The sequence below is a fragment of the Rhodococcus koreensis genome (assembly GCF_017068375.1).
GTDB classification, from domain to species: Bacteria; Actinomycetota; Actinomycetes; order Mycobacteriales; family Mycobacteriaceae; genus Rhodococcus_F; species Rhodococcus_F koreensis.
Genome location: NZ_CP070610.1, coordinates 432,201 through 451,876 on the forward strand (window position 1 = coordinate 432,201; position 19,676 = coordinate 451,876).

Genomic DNA, 19,676 nt, shown 5'->3' on the forward strand with positions numbered 1-19,676 from the left:
GGCAGATCGCGCGGTGAGGTCGACGCAACCTCTTCAGTACCTCATCCGCCATTCATGTAATCGACTGACTGCTAGCGCATTCGTATGCACGATGTTTGACGCCGCCCAGGACGGCCACGAAGCGGCTGCCGTCGATCATTCTCCCCGGCGTCGGCCGGGCGTCCGCACGTCCCGGTCCGGGTCCGGGTTCGGGTCCGGGTTCGGGGCGGAGCGGTGGAAGCCCGGATCGATGGTCAGGTCTTCGGTGTCGGCGAAGACCAGCCGCCCGTCGTCGAGCGCGACCGCCCACCGATGCACCGGCGCCCACTCGTGCCCACCACCGCCCGGGTCGGTCACCGCCGCATAATCCTCGACCACGTCACCGTTGAGATCGGCCCCGGCGCTCCTGCGGACCAGCACCCGGACACCGACCGTCAACTCCGGCCCACCGACCGGCCTGTTGCTGCTGTTTCGGGCCATGCTGATGCACCTCTCCGCTCGGCGACACTCCCGAGATCGAGCATAAGCACCGACCGGCCCGGTACGCGACCCGACCTGCACGAACACCATCCGCGATCGAGAGCGCCTCCGAAGCAATCGGCTGTCATCATGCGGTCGGTGGCAACCCAGATGCGCCCAGCACACAACCGACTCGCTGCATTCGCGCGGATACGAACTCGCGCAGCGCCGGCACCGCAGGCCCGGCGAACTCATATGCAAGTCAGTCGTGGACTACATCCACAATGCACTCCACCTGACCACCCCGGCGAGTCTCCTCAGGCTCACGGAGCAACCGTGCAAAAACACCGCCTTTCGATTTCGTCGCACAATCGAAGGGATGGGAAGCAGAGATCTTGCTGGAGGTGCCGATGCGTCGGGAGGAACCGGCACCGGGACCGGCGGCCGCGCCGATCCGGTGGTGGCGGCTGCGCCCGTGGAGCCGCAACCACCTGATGCGCCCCAGCGACCGACTTGAGGCCGCCATGGTTCTGCTCACCGCGGCTGTCGTTCTGCTGCTGATTCCCGCCGCGGCCGCGTTCGGCACCGCGACACATACCCGGTTGGAACAGCAAGCCCAGGCGTTGCGTGCCGGAGTCCACCAGGTACCCGCAGTCCTGCTCGAGGACACCTACCTCGCGCCCGCTTCGCCCGAGTACACGATTCGTCCCGCCGGCAGCCAGAACACCGCCCGCGCCCGCTGGACCACCCCCCACGGGGAACGCACCGGCGCCGTGCCCACCGACACCCCCGCGCAGGCCGGTCAGACCATCACCATCAGCGTCGACGCCGACGGCAACCTCACCGGCCCCATCCCGAGCGGCCGGGAAAACACCGTCCTCGCCGTGACCGCCGCCTGCGGGCTCTGGGCACTCACAGCCGGTGCCGTCGTGCTCCTTACGGCCCTCGCGCACAGACTGTTCACCCGAAACCGGTTGCGGCGCTGGGCACACGAGTGGAGACAGTTCGACACACCACCGGCATAGAGCCGAGCACCTGGTTGCGACCCCACTCGGGTGGCGGCTGGGGTGCACTCGGCCGCCGCCCGGACGGCACACCGAGGATGAAATTACTTAGCAAAAAGAGTTAGCACTCTCCAAGCATGAGTGCTAAATTCCTGTGGGGTCTACGTCACAAGCGGGGCCCTCGACCGAGTCGCGACCAACGACCACTGTCGCAGCCTCGGTAACGCTGCTCCCAGCATCCTTGGGCCGAACCGTTCCGAAGACACTCCTGGTCCTGTACAGCCAATTCATGCCCGCCCGAGCCGGACCCGGTTGACCGTTAGAAGGAGGAACATGACCACCGCCGTCCCTCGCAGCCCCTGCGCCGACCACCACATGTGTTCCTCCGTCGGCAGCGACGAGATACCGACACAGCATGGCTCGCGGTTGCCCGTCGTGTCGATCGCCCTGGGGGCCCTGTCCGTGGCCTCGTTCTGGGTGGTCGGGCTCGGCTTCATCCTGGGAGTCGGTGCGGTCGTGTTCGGCGCTATCGCCACGTCGCGGTCCGCGGTAGCGGACGACGAGGCGGCATCGTTGCGGGCTCTCCTGGGCGTCGTTGCCGGCGCCGCGGGCATCACCGTCTCCGCGATCGCCCTGTTTCCCATGCTGGCGCACCTGTGAATCACGAACCCGGCCATCACATTTCCGGTCACCATCCGGCCTGATCCACGCCACCCGGCGCCACCGTCCCCGCCCCAGAGTGACTGCCATCACGACCCCCGCACCTCGGGGTGCCGCACCGCCGATAATCACCTCGGATCTCACAGTGATCGCTCGACACTGTTGAGCTCGTCGAGAACCTCATCGAGCGCAGTGGTCGGGATAGTCTTCGCCCTCCGACACGCGGAGACGGTCGAGCGCCGCACTTCCGTGCGCGTAGCGAGCGGCGCGCAAGGCCGACGGGGCAATGGTTGTCATCGGAGCCCACATCATCGCTTGTGCCGGCCAGGGCGAGGTAGGCTGCCAAATACGCCCACACTCGGCTGCTTTCGTCCAGCGTGCCGAGGATCGAATAGCCAGCGGGCGAGGCTCGAAGCGGTCGTACACCCAACCATCGAGCGCGGACACTACGGAGATGACGGCACCACCCGGCACCAGGAAGAGTCCGATTGCAACTCACCGGAGTCAGATTGAAGGGTCAGCCAGTTGGAAGGGTCTCCGACAGGGCTTCACTGGAGCGCGCCTACCGGCGTTCCTGCTCCACAACCCATGCAGCGATCTGGGCTCGGGAGTTGAAGCCCAGTTTGGACAGCAGATGCTCGACATGTCCCTGCGCTGTGCGCGGTGAAATTTGTAATCGGGCGGCGATCTCCTTGTTGGTAAGTCCTTCGGCCACGAGGTCGGCCACCTGCCGCTCCCGCTTGGTCGGTGTCGTCGGCGTAGAAGGCGTTGTTACAGCGGCTTCAGGCTCTGGCTCACCGAGCGCGAAAGCGACTGCTTTGTCGACGTCGAGGGACGCTCCCTGGCTCCGGTTCTTCTCGAATACTCGCTCGCCGAGAATGCGCTGGATGCGTCGCTTACACTGCTCGTGCAACCCGTTAAGGTTGGGGTACAACACCGTTGAGTGACGGGTCATCTCGACCGTGGCTTCCGCCGCACCCATCAGGACCGCGGCGCGCGCCGCGCCACCGTTCCGGTCGGCGATCCACGCGAACGCTTCGAGACAAGTGGCCACAGTCAACGGGGCGTCCACCCGGCGAGCCAGCGTGAGTCCGTCGGTGAGATAGCGCAGGGCGCTCGTGTCGTCGCCCTGCCGATACGTGGCAACGCCCAGGGCCCACAGTGTGTAGGCGCGGTACATCGACTCGCCGACCGACCCGGTGATATCGAGAACCTGCTGGTAGTAGTCGATCGACCGCGCCGAGTCGCCGAGCAGATCATTCACCGTCCCGAGCAACATGAGAGCCTTGAGCAACTGCGCCGAATGGCCGCGCGATCGAGAATTCAGGGCGGCAGCCTCAAGGCGCGCACGGGCCCGCGGAAGATCACCGGCGAACAGTGCCAGCACGCCTTCCGCGTAGGCAACGTAGGCCTCTATGGTGGGATCGTCCGTGTGCTCCGCCAGCGCCCGGCCTTCCGCAACCAGAGCCGTTCCGGCTACCACGTCCCCCTGTGCTTCGGCCAATTCGCTATTGTCGCAGAGCGCTCGGATGCGCAGGCTGCTCGGCTCTCGCGGTGAGCTGTCGAGGATGCGGTCAAACCAGTATCGGCCCTCGCTGAACATGCTCCGCCCCATCCAGAACGGGAACAGCGCCGTCGCCATCCGCAGAGACTCCAGCGAATTCGGTTCCTTTAGGGAGGATTCCAGGGACTCACGCAGATTCGCCAGCTCTCGGCGTAGGCGGTCGATCCAGGCGATCTGTCGACTGCTTATCCACTCGGTGTCCGCCTGCAACGCCAGCTGCAAATACCAGTCCCGGTGTCGTCGACGCATTCGCTCGGATTCGCCGGCCTCCTCCAACTTCTCTCTGCCATAGTCACGCAGGGTTTCGAGCATCCGGAACCGCACGACGCCACTCGACTCCTCTCGAATGAGAATCGACTTGTCCACCAGAGAGGTCACCGTGTCGAGGGCGTCTCCGGTATCCGGGTTGTCGGCGCAGACCCCTTCGATGCCATCGAGTTCGACACTGCCCGCGAACACCGACAGCCGCGACCATAGTTGCTGCTCCTGCGTCGTGCAGAGGTCGTAGCTCCAGTCGATGGACAATCGCAGGGTCTGTTGCCGAGTGGGCGCGCCCCGGTCACCCAAGGTGAGCAGCCCGTAACGGTCGGTCAGCCGTCCTAGGATCTGCTCGACGGACATGGCCCGCAGTCGCGCGGCCGCCAACTCGATCGGCAGTGGCAGACCATCCAACCGGTGACAAATCCGAGCGATGGCGTCCTTGTTCTGTTCGGAGAGCATGAATCCCGGCACCGCCGCCGCGGCGCGTTCGGCGAACAGAGTCACCGCGTCGAATTGGGGCGGCCCACGCAGAGTCGGCTCGCGGTCCGGTTCGGGCGCGGTCAACGGTGGCACCCGCAGTACCACTTCCCCACCGATACTGAGCGATTCACGGCTGGTGGCGAGGACTCGTAGTTCGCTGCAGCTTCGCAACAGCGTCTCAGACAGCTGTGCGACCGCGTCCACCACCTGCTCGCAGTTGTCCAGTACAAGCAGCAGGCGCCGGTCCGCGAGGAATTCGACAACGAGTTCCCTCAGCGGACGTGCAGAGTGGTCCCGCAGTCCCAGGGTCGCAGCGACGACGTCGATGAGAAGGGATTCGTCGGTCAGTTCACCCAACTCGACCCAGTAGACCCCGTCGGGGAACCCGCGGCGGGCGTCGGCCGCGACCCGTAGGGCCAGCCGCGTCTTGCCGACCCCGCCGATTCCTGTGAGGGTGACCAGGCGAGCATCCGACAAGGCGGTCCTGGCCTCGGTCAACTCTCGGCGTCGTCCCACGAAACTGGTCAGCTCCAACGGCAGGTTTCCCGCCGCAGCATGCCGGGGCCGGGGCTGCGGCTGCGGCTGCGGCGACACATTGGAGCCGGCCTGCGCGACGCCGGCGGTAGCCGCCGCGGCCGCCCTACCCGTTCCGTGCAGCGCCATCTCGTCCACCGCGCGACCACGCGCTGCTTGGATCTGCTGGAGCGCCTCGCCTAGCGCCGCGGCCGACCCTGGCCGATCCCCGGGTGCCGTCGCCATCGCGCGCTCGACGACGGCGCACACATCGTCCGGGATTCCCTGCTCCCGCAGATCGGGAACAGGCTGTGTGGTGATGCGCAGAAACTGAGCGATCACCTGTTCACCGCTGTGCCGCTCGAACGCCGCATGACCGGTGAGCGCGCAAAACAGCGTCGCACCGAGCCCATAGATGTCCGAGGCCGCACTGGGAGGGTCGCCGCTGAGCACCTCCGGGGCGGTGAACGCCGGTGACCCGGTCACCGTGCCCGTACCCGTTTCGAACCCGCCGGCGATGTGCGCGATGCCGAAGTCGGTCAACTCCGGTTCGCCGTAGTCCGTGACCAGAACGTTGGCCGGCTTGACGTCGCGATGCACGATGCCGGCTCGGTGCGCGGTCTCGAGCGCCCCGGCCAGTTTCACCCCCAGTCGCAGTACCTCGTCCACCCCGAGCGGCCCGCTGCCCCGGATGCGGGCATCCAGCGAGTCGAGCGGGTGGTATGGCATCACGATGTACGGGTGCCCTCTGTCGGTCGCGCCGACCTGCAGCACGTTCACGATATTGGGATGCCCTGTGAGCCTGCCCATCGCCCGCTGCTCCCGGAAGAACCGGGCCCGGTTCTCCCCATCGAGGTCCGCGGTGAGCACCTTGACCGCCACGGTGCGGTCCAGTTCCGTCTGGCGACAGCGGTACACCACACCGAAACCGCCACGCCCGATCTCCTGTGCATCCGCGAACCCGGCCGCGTCCAGCTCCGTCGTGACCGTAGGCGTCACGTCGCGCTGGGTGTCGAGAGGATCATCTCCCATCGTCGGACCCATGCAGCTCACCTCTCGATCATGCACGTTCAGGATATCGCCGCTCCTGCATCCTTCTGCGTCGAACGTGACCTCGGGCGACCTCCGGGTTAGGGAGCCTCATTGGTGGATGCGTAGCCGTCTCTGCTCAACGCCCTGAGGTGTTGTTGGGACGACTCGTCTGCCAGCGACGAGCCTCTGACCCAGCTCAGGGCGAGCGCGGCGAGGAAGAGGTCACGCGCGCGAAGCCAGCTGTGCGCCTTCCCGTCTCGCTGTGCGGCACCCAGGAACTGGCCGGTCAGATCGATAAAGCCGGTGCAGCTGACCGCAAGGGGATTGTGTTCCTCGAGGAACGCGCTGCGCAGCGGCCCGGGCAGGCCCTCGAACGCCCCGAAGAAGTCTTCGAGCGCGGCCATCCACTGTTCAAGTGCCGAGCCACTGTCGACGATCTGCTCGATTCGATGCTTCTCGGACAGGAGTTGGCTCTCGCGGCGACTCAGCAGCTCAGCGAGTAGTGCATCGCGGGTCGGGAAGTGGCGATAGAGGGTGGCCGACCCGACCCCTGCGTCGCGTGCTACCGCCTCCAAGGAGGTGCCTACTCCCTCCTTGGAGAAACGCTTCTCGGCAGATTCCAGTATTTCCGACCGGTTCCGTTCGAAGTCCGCCCGTGATCGACGCAGTCGCGTCTCGCTACCCGCCATGTCGCACCTCAAAGTCTCTAGAAACGCCGACGTTACGACGCCGATTTGCTAAACGGGGGGGCACCCCGTTTATTATCTGGGGGCAGCCCCCACTTCATCAGCGTACGCCGGCATCCCCGCCGTCGAGCAAAGCCATCCCGCGTGCAATTTCTACTCGACGGCTATCCCACCCCGGCACCGGCACCGGCACCGTCGACCGACAACGACCACGGAAGCGAGCACCGCACGTGGCACCCCTCGAAGCGTCAACAGAGAGCGAACCCCAAGTGATTTTCCCCGACTCCCGCGGCGATGATTCGAGCACTATGCTCCTATGCCTACAGCTCACCAGCGGTTACGGAGCTCAACCGGGCTCGTGGCGGGTGCCGGCGGCGAACCTGTTCAGCTACACCGACATGGACCAGTTCGTGCGGTATGCCCAGGCTGCCGAGCGCGGCAAGATCCAACTGCTGTTCTTCGCCGACACGCCGGCGCTGGACGTGGATCTCGAGCACGAGCCTCCTCACTTCGCGATCGACCCGCTGCTGATCCTGACCTCGATCGCCCGGGAGACCGAACGGATCGGCCTGGTCACCACCTCCTCCACGACCTTCAACGAGCCCTACAACCTGGCCCGCCAGTTCAAGGCACTCGACGTGATCAGCCACGGGCGGGCCGGATGGAACGCGGTCACCACCTCGAACGCAGCCGCCGCGGCAAACTTCGGCCGCTCGGTTCCTCCGCGTGCGGAGAAATACGAGCGAGCCGACGAGGTCGTCCAGACGGTGCAGGCGCTGTGGGGCAGCTGGGAGCGGGACGCCTGGGTACGCGACGTCGCAGGCAAGCGGTTCGCCGACATGAGCAAGATCCAGCCGATCAACATGCACGGCCGCCACGTCGCCGCGCGTGGACCGCTGCCGATCCCGCCGTCCGAGCAGGGCCAGCCGGTCCTCTTCCAGGCCGGTGGCGGTGGGAATGGGCTGGACCTGGCGGCCCGCCACGCCAGCGGCGTGTACGCCAATCCCTTCACCATCGAGGAAGGCCGCGCGCACCGTGCGGCACTGCGCCTCGCCGCCGAACGCGCCGGCCGGAACCCCGACGAGGTGAAACTGTTCGCCGGCTTCATGCCGAGCATCGCGCCCACCCACCGGGCTGCCCTGGACCGGCGGCGTCTGCTGGACCAGTCGGTCGACCTGGACCAGCGCGTGACCTACCTCGGCGCAATGATCGGTCTGCACCTGCGCCCCGGTCAGCTCGATGAGCCGCTCACCGCACGTCAGCTCGCCGACGCCAATCCCAACCCGGCAGACCCGCGTTCGACCCGCGCACTGGAGGTGGCACGTGAGGGCTGGTCCCTCCGGGACGTCCTGGCCCACGGGGTCATCGACTACCACCCGGTCGTGCCCGGCACGGCCGCCGACGTGGCCGACCACATGCAGCAGTGGTTCGAGGCCGGTGCCTGCGACGGTTTCTCCCTGGCCATCGACGTCTACCACGACGGCATCGACGCCTTCGTCGACCAGGTCGTCCCGCTACTGCAAGAGCGCGGCCTGTTCCACCGGGACTATGAAGGGTCCACCCTGCGCGATCACCTCGGCGCACCCGCTCAGTACGGACTCGACCCACGCCTCGCCGGCGCAGCACTCGCGTCGAGCTGACCCCTCACAACCGACCCACCACTCCAGACAGAGAGCACGCACATGTCAATCCCGGACACACCGGTCGCGAACGTCACACCCACCGCATCCCAAACCGATCCTGACGCTCGGCTCGCCCCGGGAAGCGCCCTGGTCATCGGGTTGCTGATGGTCTCGACATTCATCGTCCTACTCAATGAAATGCTGCTCGGGGTCGCGCTCCCCACTCTAATCGTCGATTTCGGCATCACCCCGAGCACCGGGCAGTGGGTCACGACGGGCTACCTGCTGACGCTCGCGGTGCTCATCCCGGCCACCGGATACGTAATGCGACGGTTCCACCTGCGCACCATCTTCCTCGGTGCGCTATCGCTATTCACCGTCGGGACGGCAATCGCCGCCCTCGCGCCGGCAATCGAGGTCCTGCTCGCCGGACGAATCGTCCAGGCCGCCGGGACCGCCGTCTTCATGCCGCTGCTGATGACCACGACGATGCGCCTTGTCCCCGCCGGTCGCCGCGGCCACACGATGGCGCTGGTCACAGGATTGACCGCCGTGGCACCGGCGGTCGGCCCGGCAGTGTCCGGTGTCGTGCTGTCCCAACTGAACTGGCGGTGGCTCTTCATTCTCGTACTGCCGATCACCCTGGCAGCACTGGCACTGGGGGCGATGAAACTCCGCAACATCACCACACCCGAGCAGGCGACGCTCGACATCCTGTCGCTGGTGCTGTCCGCCGTCGGGTTCGGCTCGCTCGTCTACGGCCTGGCCTCGATCGGCGAGTCCGTGTCGGGCCACGCGCCCATCCCGCCCTACCTCCCGATCACCGTCGGGCTGGCCGGCATCGCGGCGTTCGTCTACCGACAGGTCGTCCTGCAACGCCACCGCGACGCATTCCTCGACATGAGAATCTTCGGCACAAGGTCGTTCACCGTGCCACTACTGGTGATGGTCATCGTCGCGCTCAACGGGTTCGGCACGCTGATCGTCCTGCCCCTGGTGTTGACCCACGTCGTCGGACTGAGCACCTTCGCAATCGGCCTCTTCCTGGTTCCTGGCGGGGCCCTCATCGCGATCGTCTCCGGGCTGGGCGGACGGGTCTACGACCGCTTCGGGCCACGACCACTGGCGATCCCCGGCGCGGTCGTTTGGACGGCGTCCCTGTGGTTCCTCAGCCAGATGAACGGGGACACCAGTGTGGTCACGATCCTGATGGCCTACCTCGCCCTCTCCGCTTCCCAAGCTCTCATGTGGGCGCCGATGACGACGACCGCATTGGCCTCCCTGCGTGCCGACCTCTACCCGCACGGCACTGCAGCCTTCACCACCATCCAACAGCTGGCCGGGGCCGCCGGTGGTGCAGTGCTCATCTCGGCCTACACGATCGGGGCCAAGGATGCGGGTGCACTCGACATGGCCGAGTCCGTGTCCGCAGCCCAGGCCGCCTTCACGACCGCCGGAGTCATCGCCATCGTCGCCGTCCTCGGCGTCCTTTTCGTTCCCAAAGCGCCAAGTACCCACTGAACCACCCCAGCGCCCACACCGCTCGGAAGCCGACGCTCTCGCATGGGTCGGTCGAGGGCACCGTCACGAATCACGCGAAACCGAACGAGCGGCGAATCCCGTTCGAACAGACGATACCGCGCGAGATCGCAGCTCCCATACGGATAGACGCACTCGCAAAGCTCTGCGCGTTCGACAAGGCCGAGCCGACGGGTCAACGCATCCCGGCGACGCATGTACGAAACGTTCGCAGAAGCCTGCTGACCCAAATGATGCATAACAGAAGGAGTTCCACATGAAAATAGGCATTCTCGGCGTCGGATACATCGGCAAGACCCTGAGTCAGAAGTTGGGCGCCGCCGGACACGACGTGAAGGTGGCCAACTCCCGCGGGCCGGAAACGATCGACACCGAAGTTCTTGCCACGGGAGCGCATGCAGCATCCGCGGCCGAGGCGGTGAAGGATGTGGACGTCGTGATCCTGTCCATCCCACTGAGCCGCCTTCCGGAGGTCGCAGCGCTAATCACCACCGTGCCCGCCGACACAGTCGTCATCGACACGTCGAACTACTATCCGGCCCGCGATTCCACGATCGAGGCCATCGAAGCCGGACAAGTCGAAAGTCTTTGGTCTGCTGAACAACTCCGGCGACCGATCGTCAAGGCATGGAACGCCATCGGTTCCGGCTCACTCGCCGGGAAAGGAACGCCGGTGAGAACCGCGGGCCGTATCGCCATCCCGGTCGCCGCCGATAATGACAGAGAACGCGCAGTAGGCATGGCATTGGTCGAGGACACCGGGTTCGACGGGTTCGACGCGGGGAGGCTCGCGGAATCATGGCGCCAGCAACCCGGCGCACCCGCCTACTGCACGGACCTCACCAGCGAGGAGATGCCGGCCGCGCTGGCCGCGGCAGAGTCCGCAAGATTGCCGAAGCGGCGCGACCTGGCAGTTGCCGCCTTCACCGAAAGGGTCGGCGACGGGAAGACGAACCCGGACTCGGAATTCGGTGTCCGCGTAAGCCGTGCGCTGTTCATGTAACTCTGGCGCCCGCACCACGGCCCGAATGTCGACCCACTCCGCCAGGTGACGAAGTAGGTCGACATTCGGTGGAATCCGCTGCACCCGCGCCGGCCGGTCACCGAGGTTCGGCGTACGCGGGACAACGGCAGGATGATGCGCGACGGTCGTGCGGTGTCATGGTCGATGGTTACCGAGCGAGTGAACGGTGAAGGCGCTCTGGGCGGCTTCACAAGTTCTCCAAGGTCAAAGGCACTATTTCGATGCGTACGCGATGGTCGTCTCTTCTCCGCTACACCGTCGGTGCACGGACACACGAATCCGGGTTGTTCAAACCGCTCGACTTCACCGTATCCGCATCGAACTGGACCGCCGGCACGGACTCCCCCAGCCCAACGCGGGAGTAGATCGCGGTCTCGGGCGGTGCTGTGCGGCGGACCCGCGAGAGCGCGCCGACGTCGCGCATCGAGCGCGTTCTGCGCCACCGGTGGGCGTCGGAACCGGAGCCCTCATCTCAGGGCGCTTGACTTTTATTGCTAGTCGTCTAACAATGTAATTGCTGTGATCGGGGCAACAGCGCCGACCGCAGTCACGCTTGATAGTCCATGCGACGAATCCTGTTACAAGCGTCGACGGGACACCATGCCGCCGGTGAGCGACGAGGCACCGCGTCGCAGAATGCGACGATGTTGCGCCTTCGCTGCTGCAGGCAACGTCAGCTCTAGTCCGCAGGAGGCGGAGTGAACCCTACCAATGCCCTTACTTTCCGTGACGCGCTCCACATTGCGGGCGAATGGAACGTGAGCACCGACCGCGAGTGGTTGGACGTAGAAAATCCAGCTACTCAAGAAGCAATCGGTCGCGTGCCGCTCGCATGCGAGGCCGATGTGGAGAGTGCGGTTGCCGCCGCCGCCGAGTTGCACCGCGCAGGACACTGGCGCGCCACCGATCTCAACGAACGGGCGAAGGTTCTCAACACCATCGCCGACGCGATCGAACGTCGCGCATCGGAGTTCGAAGCAATCTATACGCTCGATCAGGGTGGCCTGTCCTCTTTCGCCGGTTTCACGGCGGCAACTGCAGCGGCGATTTTCCGCGATACGGCTCTACTCGCCGAACAGCTCGATCTCGGTCCGACCCGTCGAGACACGCTCACCGGGCCGGTTTACGTCAGCCGGGAGGCTATGGGGCCGGTTGCAGCCATCGTGCCCTGGAACGCCCCATTGGTCTTGGCAGCGGTGAAAATCGCGCCGGCGCTGATGGCGGGATGCCCCGTTGTGGTGAAAGTTTCGCCTGAAACTCCCCTGGTATCCTTCATTTTCGCCGAAGCGCTCGCCGAGGTTGACCTGCCCGCCGGATTGATCTCCTTCCTTCCCGGGGGTCGTGAACTGGGTCAATTCCTGATCTCTCGGCCCGGCATCAAGAACATTTCGTTCACTGGAAGCACCGCGGCGGGCAAGAAAGTGATGGCTACGGCCATCGAGCACATGACTCGCGTGACTCTCGAGCTCGGAGGGAAGTCGGCCGCGCTCGTGCTCGACGATGCCGATCCTGCGCATTTTGCGCCGATGTTGGCGTATGGATGCACTATGCAGGCCGGGCAGGTCTGTACGACCCAAAGTCGTATTCTGGTGCCGGCGTCGAGAGGTGACGAGTGGATAACTGCCTTGACGACAGCGTTCCGCAACTTGACCGTCGGCGATCCAGCTGACAAAAGCACCGGGGTCGGCCCCCTTGTCTCTCGCGCACAACGGGATCGAGTCGAGGAATTCGTCGAAACCGCGCAGAATGTCGGGGCGATTGTCCTGACCGGCGGCAAGAGGCCAAGCGGATCCATGTTTGAGCGAGGCTACTGGTTCGAGCCGACCCTGCTGACCGGGACGACCCCCGACATGCAGATCAACCGTGAAGAGGTATTCGGGCCGGTCATCACGGTCGAAGTGTATGACGATCTGGAGGCGGGTGTCGCAGCCGTCAACGACACCGAATACGGGCTCAGCAATGGCATATTCACGCCCGACGTCGACAAGGCGCTCGAGCTTGCCCCCCGCCTGGAGAGCGGTGCCGTAGCGATTAACTCGTTCGGTCCCAATATTACGGCGCCCTTCGGTGGATATAAAATGTCCGGAGTCGGCCGCGAGGGTGGCATCGAAGGCATCCAGGAGTTCCTCGAGACGAAGCAGGTGAACTTGCCGCAAGCCAAGTGAGCACGAGGACGCGAAGATGCGTATCGCCAGCGCCGTCGTCGTACACGACACGCATCGATCAATTACCTGCCTGAGTATGCGCTGATCCACCGGGCATCGTAGGCGCGCGTCGCGGGGTGCGTGGATCAAGGCGAGATTCAGGCCTTCTTGCCCACGTGCACCCGGCGCACTCGACCAGCGTGTGCGCGGCTAGACCATCCCGGACCAGCTGCGGCCGCTCTGGTCCCGTGCCCGGGAGGCAACACCCGCCATCGGATGACGTTTCGGTCGCCTTCCTCGCCGTGCCTACGACTCGTCTTCGTCGGACATCAGATCGAGCCCTTCAACCACTCAGAGCGCGACACGTTCCGAGACGTGCGTCGACAACAGGAAGGATTGCGCACATGCAGATCGGCATTGTGGGAGCCGGAAAAATCGGGTTAACGCTGGCGCGCAAATTGAGCGCTGCGGGACATACGGTTCTGGTGGCGAATTCGCGTGGTCCGGAGACGATTAGAGAGATCGCGGCCGCGTCCGGGGCATCGGCGGTGGACGCGGCTGACGCCGTTCGCCGGTCGCAAGTTGTCATTGTTTCCGTTCCCTTCAATGCGCTACCGCGGCTGAAGAACCTTTTCGCCGAAATCGACGATTCAGTGATTGTGATCGATACCTCCAACTATTTTCCCTTCCGTGATGGCACACCCGAGTGCCTCGCTGACAGTCAGACTGAAAGCCATTGGGTTAGTGCCCAGCTCGGACGCTCTGTGGTCAAAGCGTGGAACAGCATCCTCGCCGGCAGTCTCGTCGACAGGGGGCTGCCGAGCGGTGCAGACGACCGCATCGCCCTGCCGGTGTCGGGTGACGACAGCGCGGGGAGGGCAACGGCCATGAAACTGGTGGACGAGACCGGTTTCGACGCAATCGACGCCGGCTCGCTCGACGAGTCGTGGCGGCAGGAACCTGGCAATCCTGCCTACTGCACCGACCTCTCCGCCGCAGACCTCGAACTCGCATTACAGCGAGCGAACCGAGCAACAGCAACCAAGAAGCGCGACCTGGTTGCTGACAAGGTATTCGCTGCGCGAGACCAGTACACCGACGAGGACATTCTGACGCTGGGGCGTCGCGTGTACAACTTGACGTCCGAGGACGACGAACTCCGCGGGTAATCGCACGACTTCAGCGAGGGCAATTCCGGTTCTGACGTCGCGCCTACGCGATCTGATTATGAACAAACTAGTAAGTGGGTTCTCCTGGTGTTCAGGCGCTCCCACAAGTGTCGAAGTTCAACGACAAGAAGGATTCGAGAACGCCATGGGCGAGCAGAACAACCCCCCAGTACACAGCGCAGCGTTGGAGCCTTTGTACAGCGAATTCTCGGTGTCATCGCTGAAGCTGCGCAATCGCTTCGTGATGGCTCCCATGACGAGGGAAAGCTCACCGAGGGGCATTCCGACCCACGACAATGTGGAGTACTACCGTAAGCGGGCGGCCGGTGGGGTCGGAATGATCATCACCGAGGGAACATTGGTTCGAGCTCCCGCAGCCGGAAGCAGCGCGAGTATGCCGCACATGTACGGCAAGGACAGCGCCGTGGGATGGCGTTCGGTCGTGGAAGCTGTTCACGGTGAAGATGCGGCGATCGTCAGTCAACTGATGCACATGGGCGTGATGCGCGGCGGCGAACCAGAATTCGAACCGGACGTTCCCACCGTCGGACCGTCCGGCATCGGAGTAGACGGTGAGCCCCTTGGACGAGCCCTCACTCGTGCTGACATGGACGCAATCAAAGACGCGTACGTCGAATCAGCGAAGCTGGCTTCCGACCTCGGCTTCGACGGAGTCGAAATCCACGGAGGACACGGAATGGTGCTCGATACGTTCATATGGGAACAAACGAATCGACGTGAAGACGAATACGGCGGCACGCTCCGGAACCGCGTCAGGTTCCCCATGGAAGCTGTTTCCGCCGTACGGGAAGCGCTTGGACCTGGCTTTCCGATCATTTATCGATTCTCGCAGTGGAAAGTGGGACAGTACGACGCGGCTGTCGCGTCGACTCCCGCGGAACTCGAGCAGATACTGTGCCCGCTTGCTGATGCGGGTGTCGACATGTTCCACCTGTCGACACGTCGACACTGGTTACCTGCTTTCCCCTCGGAAAACTCCGCCGACCAGCACATGGGACTGTCCGGATGGGCCAAGAAGATCACGGGCCTACCTGCGATCATGGTCGGGTCGGTAGCAGTAGACCACCCATTCGTCGGGGACGACCCCGCCGACGACCAGGACCGAGACGAGAAGCTGCGCTTGGTGGTGGAAAAGTTCGAACGCGACGAGTTCGACCTACTTGCACTCGGACGCCCATTACTTGCTGATCCTGAATGGGTGAACAAGACCCGCACCGGCAAGACCGACCAGATCGTTCATTTCAAGAAGTAGGAAAACCACCGAGAATTCCTGGCCGTCGGAGTCGCCATCTCCGACGGCCAGGTTTCTTTTGAGCGATTGTGCCCAGCGCGGCTGGCGACGGGTACCGGACGGAGTCCTCGCCCGCTCAGAAACGCGCTGGGCATGCCGTCCGCGACGGCATTTTCCTCGCTACATGCGGACGAAGATCAAGACTGAGCCGGGAATGTGATCACACTGCGCGCGATTCCGCCGCGCTCCAGTTCCTCGTAGGCCTTGTCGATGTCGTCGATGGAAATTGTTTGTGAGACAAGGTCGTCGAGGTTGAGCCGCCCCTGCAGGTAAAGATCCACGTACATCGGAATGTCGTGATAGAAGTTCGACGAACCGAGCCAAGTGCCTCTGATGCCTTGCTGAAAAGGAAGCAACAAGCTGTCTCCAGGAGACGGGTGCAGATGCACCTCGGCACCCGGAGACATTCCGCCGACGAGGTAGACCGTGCCGGACTGGCCGAGGATCTGGAGGGCAGTTTGGGTAACCTGCGGGACACCCACCATGACGAAGGCATGATCGACGCCTTCGGATTCGGTCAGCTTCTGAATGGCCTCGACTGCGTCTACCTTCGTCGAATCGATGACATCCGTGGCACCGAACTTCTGCGCAAGCTCGAGTTTGTCGGTCTGAATGTCGACACCGATGATCCGTGTAGCTCCCGCCAGCGCTGCCACCTGAATGGCGTTGAGACCAACGCCGCCACAACCAAAGACCACGATCGACTCACCGGGCTGCACTTTGGCGACGTTCAGCACGACGCCGCCACCGGTTGCCACGGCGCATCCGATTATCGAGGCCTGCTCGAAAGGCATCGCCGGATCGATACTCACCAACTGATTTTCGTGCACAAGAACCTTCTCGGCGAAGCCGCCCAAACCTGTCATCTGGCCGATAGCGCCGTGCTCGTCCTCGAGACGGGGCTTCTCGTCTGGGCCCCTGTCCAGCGCGTCGGGCTGCGAGCACGCCCACACGGCGCCCTTGAGGCACGCGCGGCACTGACCGCACGGACGAAGGGCGGCCGCGACGACGTGATCGCCGACTTTGATTCGCGAGGCGGACGGCCCGACTGCCACGACGACGCCGGCGATCTCGTGCCCCAGAACCATCGGCCAGTCACCGCCCATCCCCGTTTGCGCAACCGAGATGTCGCTGTGGCAGAGCCCGGACGCACGCACTTCGACCAGTACTTCATGTCCTATCGGCTCGGCAACGCTTACGTCCGAAACCGTGAACGCTTGGCCGGTCTTCCTGATTACTGCAGCTCTCACAGCGAATCCTTTCTTGTCGAACTCTGCGGGTATATCGTGTCCGACACATCGAGCCTCGCGTTTGAAGCGGCAGGTCTCGCGAGGATCGACGGAGAAGCACGACGGATATTCATCGATTTCGTCGATGTCGACGGCGCAACGTGATGCCGCTCGGTAAACGTGCCCTCAGTGGGCTGCCTCTGAACACGGCATTCATACTCCCTCTGCGCCCGACAGCTCCGGGGTCGGGCGCTCGCCGTCCGACGACGGGTTCCGCCGGGCGGCTGCGAACAGGCCGACCGCGGCCAGGGCGACCGAGGCAATGATTGCCGGGACGACGGCCAGCAGGAAAATCGTCTTTGCCGGCACATGCGCGGCCAGGAGTACCCCTCCGATGGCGGGTCCTATAACCGAGCCCACTCTACCAACACCCGACAGCACGCCCATGGCTGTGGCCCGCAACCAGCTCGGGTAGATTGTCGCCACGACGGAGTTCACGGCCATTTGCGTTCCGATGGCGAATGCGCCGACCACGAAGACGGAACCCATTAACAGGGCCGTAGAATTGATCGAGAGCGCGGTCGCGACTGTTGCGACGGCAGCGATCGTAAAGCAGATACTGAGCAAGCGGCGAGGATTCCCACTGCGGTCGGCAGTCATACCAATGCCGATACCGCCCAGCATGGCGCCGAGATTACATACCGCGGAGGCGGCGACCGCACGGCCCTCCGGGAGACCGGCCTCGGTCAGTACCGACGGTATCCACGACATCAGAAACAGAATCAGTAGGATTGCGTTGAAGAAGACCACGCCCAGCAGCAATGTTACCGGCGTCAATTGCCGGGAGAAGAGGAGCTTCACCGAGGGCTTTCGCCCTTGACGGTCATCCAGCATGATCAGTTGGACGTCCGAGGAGCTGACGGCCCGGGGGTTGATCTCCCGCAGCATTTTCCGCGCCCGGTCCATCTGACCGGAGAGCGTCAGGAACTGTGCGGTCTCAGGCAGCCATCGCAGCAGCGCGGGCACCAGGAGGATCGGCAACAGACCACCGATGACGAACACCGATCGCCACCCTGAGTTGGGGATGATGGCGCTTGCCAACAGCCCACCCAGGAATCCGCCGCCGGCGCTGCTCGCACCGGCAATTGTGATGAAGGTGGCGCGCTTCCGGGTGGGGGCGAATTCCGCTGCGTACGCGTAGGTGTTCGGGAGGACTGCTCCGAGTCCGATTCCGGCAAGGAAACGCAGAGCAATCATCTGCTCGAGGTTCTTCGCGACGACGACACATAGTGTCATTGCACCGAAGAGTGCGACTCCCCCGATCAGCACGGGGCGCCGACCGTAACGGTCAGCGCGCGGTGCCAGCAGGACGCCACCGACGATCATGCCGAGCAGCGACGCGACAATCGCAGGAGTGAGGCTCGCGGTCGAGACCCCCCACTCCCGCGCGATCGACGGGGAGGTGATCGCCATGAGCAGTGCGTCGAACCCATCGAACAGCGACACGAGCATGATTGCCCCGACAGCCTTGCGTTGAAGTGCTGATAGCGGTGCGTCGTCGATGACGCGTTGGACGTTCAATGGTGAGGATTGCACGGGTTCCTCCGGTGGAGTGGTAGTGGAACAGCGCGTCTGCAAAACTGTGCTCAATGAAGATCGACGGAACGCCGGAGAGCGGAGCGGCTACCCTGTGGGTCCGTTGGTGATGCCCGATAGTTGCGGTGCCTGCACCTCGGCGACCACTCGCGTGCGGCGCCGCGAGGTGTAGAGGCCAACCGAACCGATGGCAACGGAGGCGATGATCGCCGGAATGACGGCCAACAGGAAGATCGACTTCGCCGGAACGTGAGCGGCGAGAAGCGCCCCGCCGATTGCGGGACCTGCGACGGAGCCGATCCGGTCGAAGCCCGACAGGACACCCATACCGGTCGCCCGCAGCCAGCTCGGGTAGAAGGCCGCGGCTACGGCGTTGACGCAGATCTGGGTCCCGATGGCGAACGCCCCCACCACGAACACGGAAATCATCAAAGCGACAACGGATCCGAGCGACAGCGCGGTAACCACGATCGCGACAGCGGCGGTGGCGAAGCAGACGCTCAACATGCGCCACGGGCGCTCGCTACGATCTGCTGCCATGCCGATGGTGATACCGCCGAACATCGCACCCAGGTTGCAGACTGCCGAGGCTGCCACGGCGTGGCCGGTCGACATGCCGGCGTCGGTGAGCACCGACGGAATCCAGGACATCAAGAATAGGATCAGCAGCACTGCACTGAAGAAGACGATACTGAGCAGAACGGTCACCGGGGCGAGCTGCTTGGCGAAGAGGAGTTTCACCGACGGCTTGCCGCCGTCGCGGTGATCACTCATGAAGAGTCCCCCGTCTACGGAGCTGACCGCCCGAGGATCGATGGACCGCAACATCGTCCGCGCCCGGTCTGCCCTGCCGGCGAGCGTCAGGAATTGAATCGTCTCCGGAAGCCAGCGTAGGAACGCCGGCACGAGGACGAGCGGGAGCGCTCCGCCGAGAACGAACACCGATCGCCAGCCGAACGCCGGTTCGATCGCGGTGGCCAAGATGCTGCCGAGGAATCCACCGCCGGCACTCGTGGCACCGACGATGGTGACGACGGTGGCGCGCCGTCGTTTCGGCGCGAACTCCGCCCCATACGCGAAGGTGCTGGGCAACACGGCACCGAGTCCGATACCAGCAATGAAACGCAATACGAACATTTGCTCGAGGTCGTTCACGGCGACCACGGCAAGCGTCATGATGCCGAACAGGACGACTCCCCAGATCAACACGGGACGCCTGCCATACCGGTCGGCTCGCGGAGCGAGCAGCGCACTACCGATGATCATGCCGACCAGGGACGCGACGATCGCCGGCGTGAGGCCGGCCGTGCTGGTTCCCCAGTCTGCGGCGATCGACGGTGCTGTGATCGCCATGACCAGTGCGTCGAACCCGATGAACATGGAAATGAGCATCACCATGGCTA

General features: G+C 64.3%; 14 protein-coding genes and 1 pseudogene. 8 read left to right on the forward strand and 7 right to left on the reverse strand.

Annotated elements, in window-relative coordinates:
• Positions 1–135 precede the first annotated feature (135 nt).
• Positions 136–459, reverse strand: coding sequence for a hypothetical protein (locus tag JWS14_RS42990; protein ID WP_206016458.1), 324 nt, complete (start codon positions 457–459; stop codon positions 136–138).
• 389 nt (positions 460–848) lie between these two features.
• Here JWS14_RS42990 and JWS14_RS42995 point away from each other — a divergent pair, with 389 nt between their 5' ends.
• Positions 849–1,463, forward strand: coding sequence for an Rv1733c family protein (locus tag JWS14_RS42995; RefSeq protein WP_206016459.1), 615 nt, complete (start codon positions 849–851; stop codon positions 1,461–1,463).
• Positions 1,464–1,775: 312 nt separating this feature from the next.
• A complete protein-coding gene (locus JWS14_RS43000; RefSeq protein WP_241031771.1) occupies positions 1,776–2,102 on the forward strand; it encodes a hypothetical protein in 327 nt (108 codons plus the stop codon).
• Positions 2,103–2,664: 562 nt separating this feature from the next.
• Here the strand turns inward: JWS14_RS43000 and JWS14_RS43005 are convergent.
• Together JWS14_RS43005 and JWS14_RS43010 are read right to left on the reverse strand one after the other, a co-directional pair.
• The gene (locus JWS14_RS43005) at positions 2,665–5,964 is read right to left on the reverse strand and encodes a protein kinase domain-containing protein (RefSeq protein WP_241031772.1); all 3,300 of its coding nucleotides are present in this window, start codon (positions 5,962–5,964) and stop codon (positions 2,665–2,667) included.
• An 86-nt stretch (positions 5,965–6,050) separates the two neighbouring features.
• Positions 6,051–6,641, reverse strand: a complete 591-nt coding sequence (locus JWS14_RS43010; RefSeq protein ID WP_206016460.1) for a TetR/AcrR family transcriptional regulator — start codon at positions 6,639–6,641, stop codon at positions 6,051–6,053.
• Between the two features lie 305 nt (positions 6,642–6,946).
• Between JWS14_RS43010 and JWS14_RS43015 the strand changes: the two genes are divergently transcribed.
• From JWS14_RS43015 to JWS14_RS43040, 6 genes are all read left to right on the forward strand, one after another.
• Positions 6,947–8,278, forward strand: coding sequence for an NtaA/DmoA family FMN-dependent monooxygenase (locus tag JWS14_RS43015; protein WP_206016461.1), 1,332 nt, complete (start codon positions 6,947–6,949; stop codon positions 8,276–8,278).
• 42 nt (positions 8,279–8,320) lie between these two features.
• A complete protein-coding gene (locus JWS14_RS43020) occupies positions 8,321–9,781 on the forward strand; it encodes a DHA2 family efflux MFS transporter permease subunit (protein WP_206016462.1) in 1,461 nt (486 codons plus the stop codon).
• A 274-nt stretch (positions 9,782–10,055) separates the two neighbouring features.
• Positions 10,056–10,802 carry an NADPH-dependent F420 reductase gene (locus tag JWS14_RS43025; RefSeq protein WP_206016463.1) on the forward strand — a complete coding sequence of 249 codons (747 nt, stop codon included), beginning with the start codon at positions 10,056–10,058 and terminating at the stop codon, positions 10,800–10,802.
• A gap of 719 nt (positions 10,803–11,521) precedes the next feature.
• Positions 11,522–12,988, forward strand: coding sequence for an aldehyde dehydrogenase family protein (locus JWS14_RS43030; protein WP_206016464.1), 1,467 nt, complete (start codon positions 11,522–11,524; stop codon positions 12,986–12,988).
• Positions 12,989–13,269: 281 nt separating this feature from the next.
• Complete coding sequence (locus JWS14_RS43035; protein WP_206016465.1) at positions 13,270–14,136, forward strand: NADPH-dependent F420 reductase; 867 nt, start codon at positions 13,270–13,272, stop codon at positions 14,134–14,136.
• 145 nt (positions 14,137–14,281) lie between these two features.
• The gene (locus JWS14_RS43040; protein WP_206016466.1) at positions 14,282–15,409 is read left to right on the forward strand and encodes an oxidoreductase; all 1,128 of its coding nucleotides are present in this window, start codon (positions 14,282–14,284) and stop codon (positions 15,407–15,409) included.
• A gap of 176 nt (positions 15,410–15,585) precedes the next feature.
• On the opposite strand, the gene JWS14_RS50720 is transcribed toward JWS14_RS43040, so the two are convergent.
• From JWS14_RS50720 to JWS14_RS43055, 4 genes and pseudogenes are all read right to left on the reverse strand, one after another.
• The gene (locus JWS14_RS50720; RefSeq protein ID WP_241031851.1) at positions 15,586–16,260 is read right to left on the reverse strand and encodes a zinc-binding dehydrogenase; all 675 of its coding nucleotides are present in this window, start codon (positions 16,258–16,260) and stop codon (positions 15,586–15,588) included.
• A gap of 51 nt (positions 16,261–16,311) precedes the next feature.
• A pseudogene (locus tag JWS14_RS50725) lies at positions 16,312–16,698 on the reverse strand (alcohol dehydrogenase catalytic domain-containing protein); the annotation flags it as partial.
• Between the two features lie 192 nt (positions 16,699–16,890).
• A complete protein-coding gene (locus tag JWS14_RS43050; RefSeq protein ID WP_259376158.1) occupies positions 16,891–18,189 on the reverse strand; it encodes an MFS transporter in 1,299 nt (432 codons plus the stop codon).
• A gap of 171 nt (positions 18,190–18,360) precedes the next feature.
• Positions 18,361–19,653: an MFS transporter gene (locus tag JWS14_RS43055; protein ID WP_206016469.1), complete on the reverse strand. Its 1,293-nt coding sequence runs from the start codon at positions 19,651–19,653 to the stop codon at positions 18,361–18,363.
• Positions 19,654–19,676 lie beyond the last annotated feature (23 nt).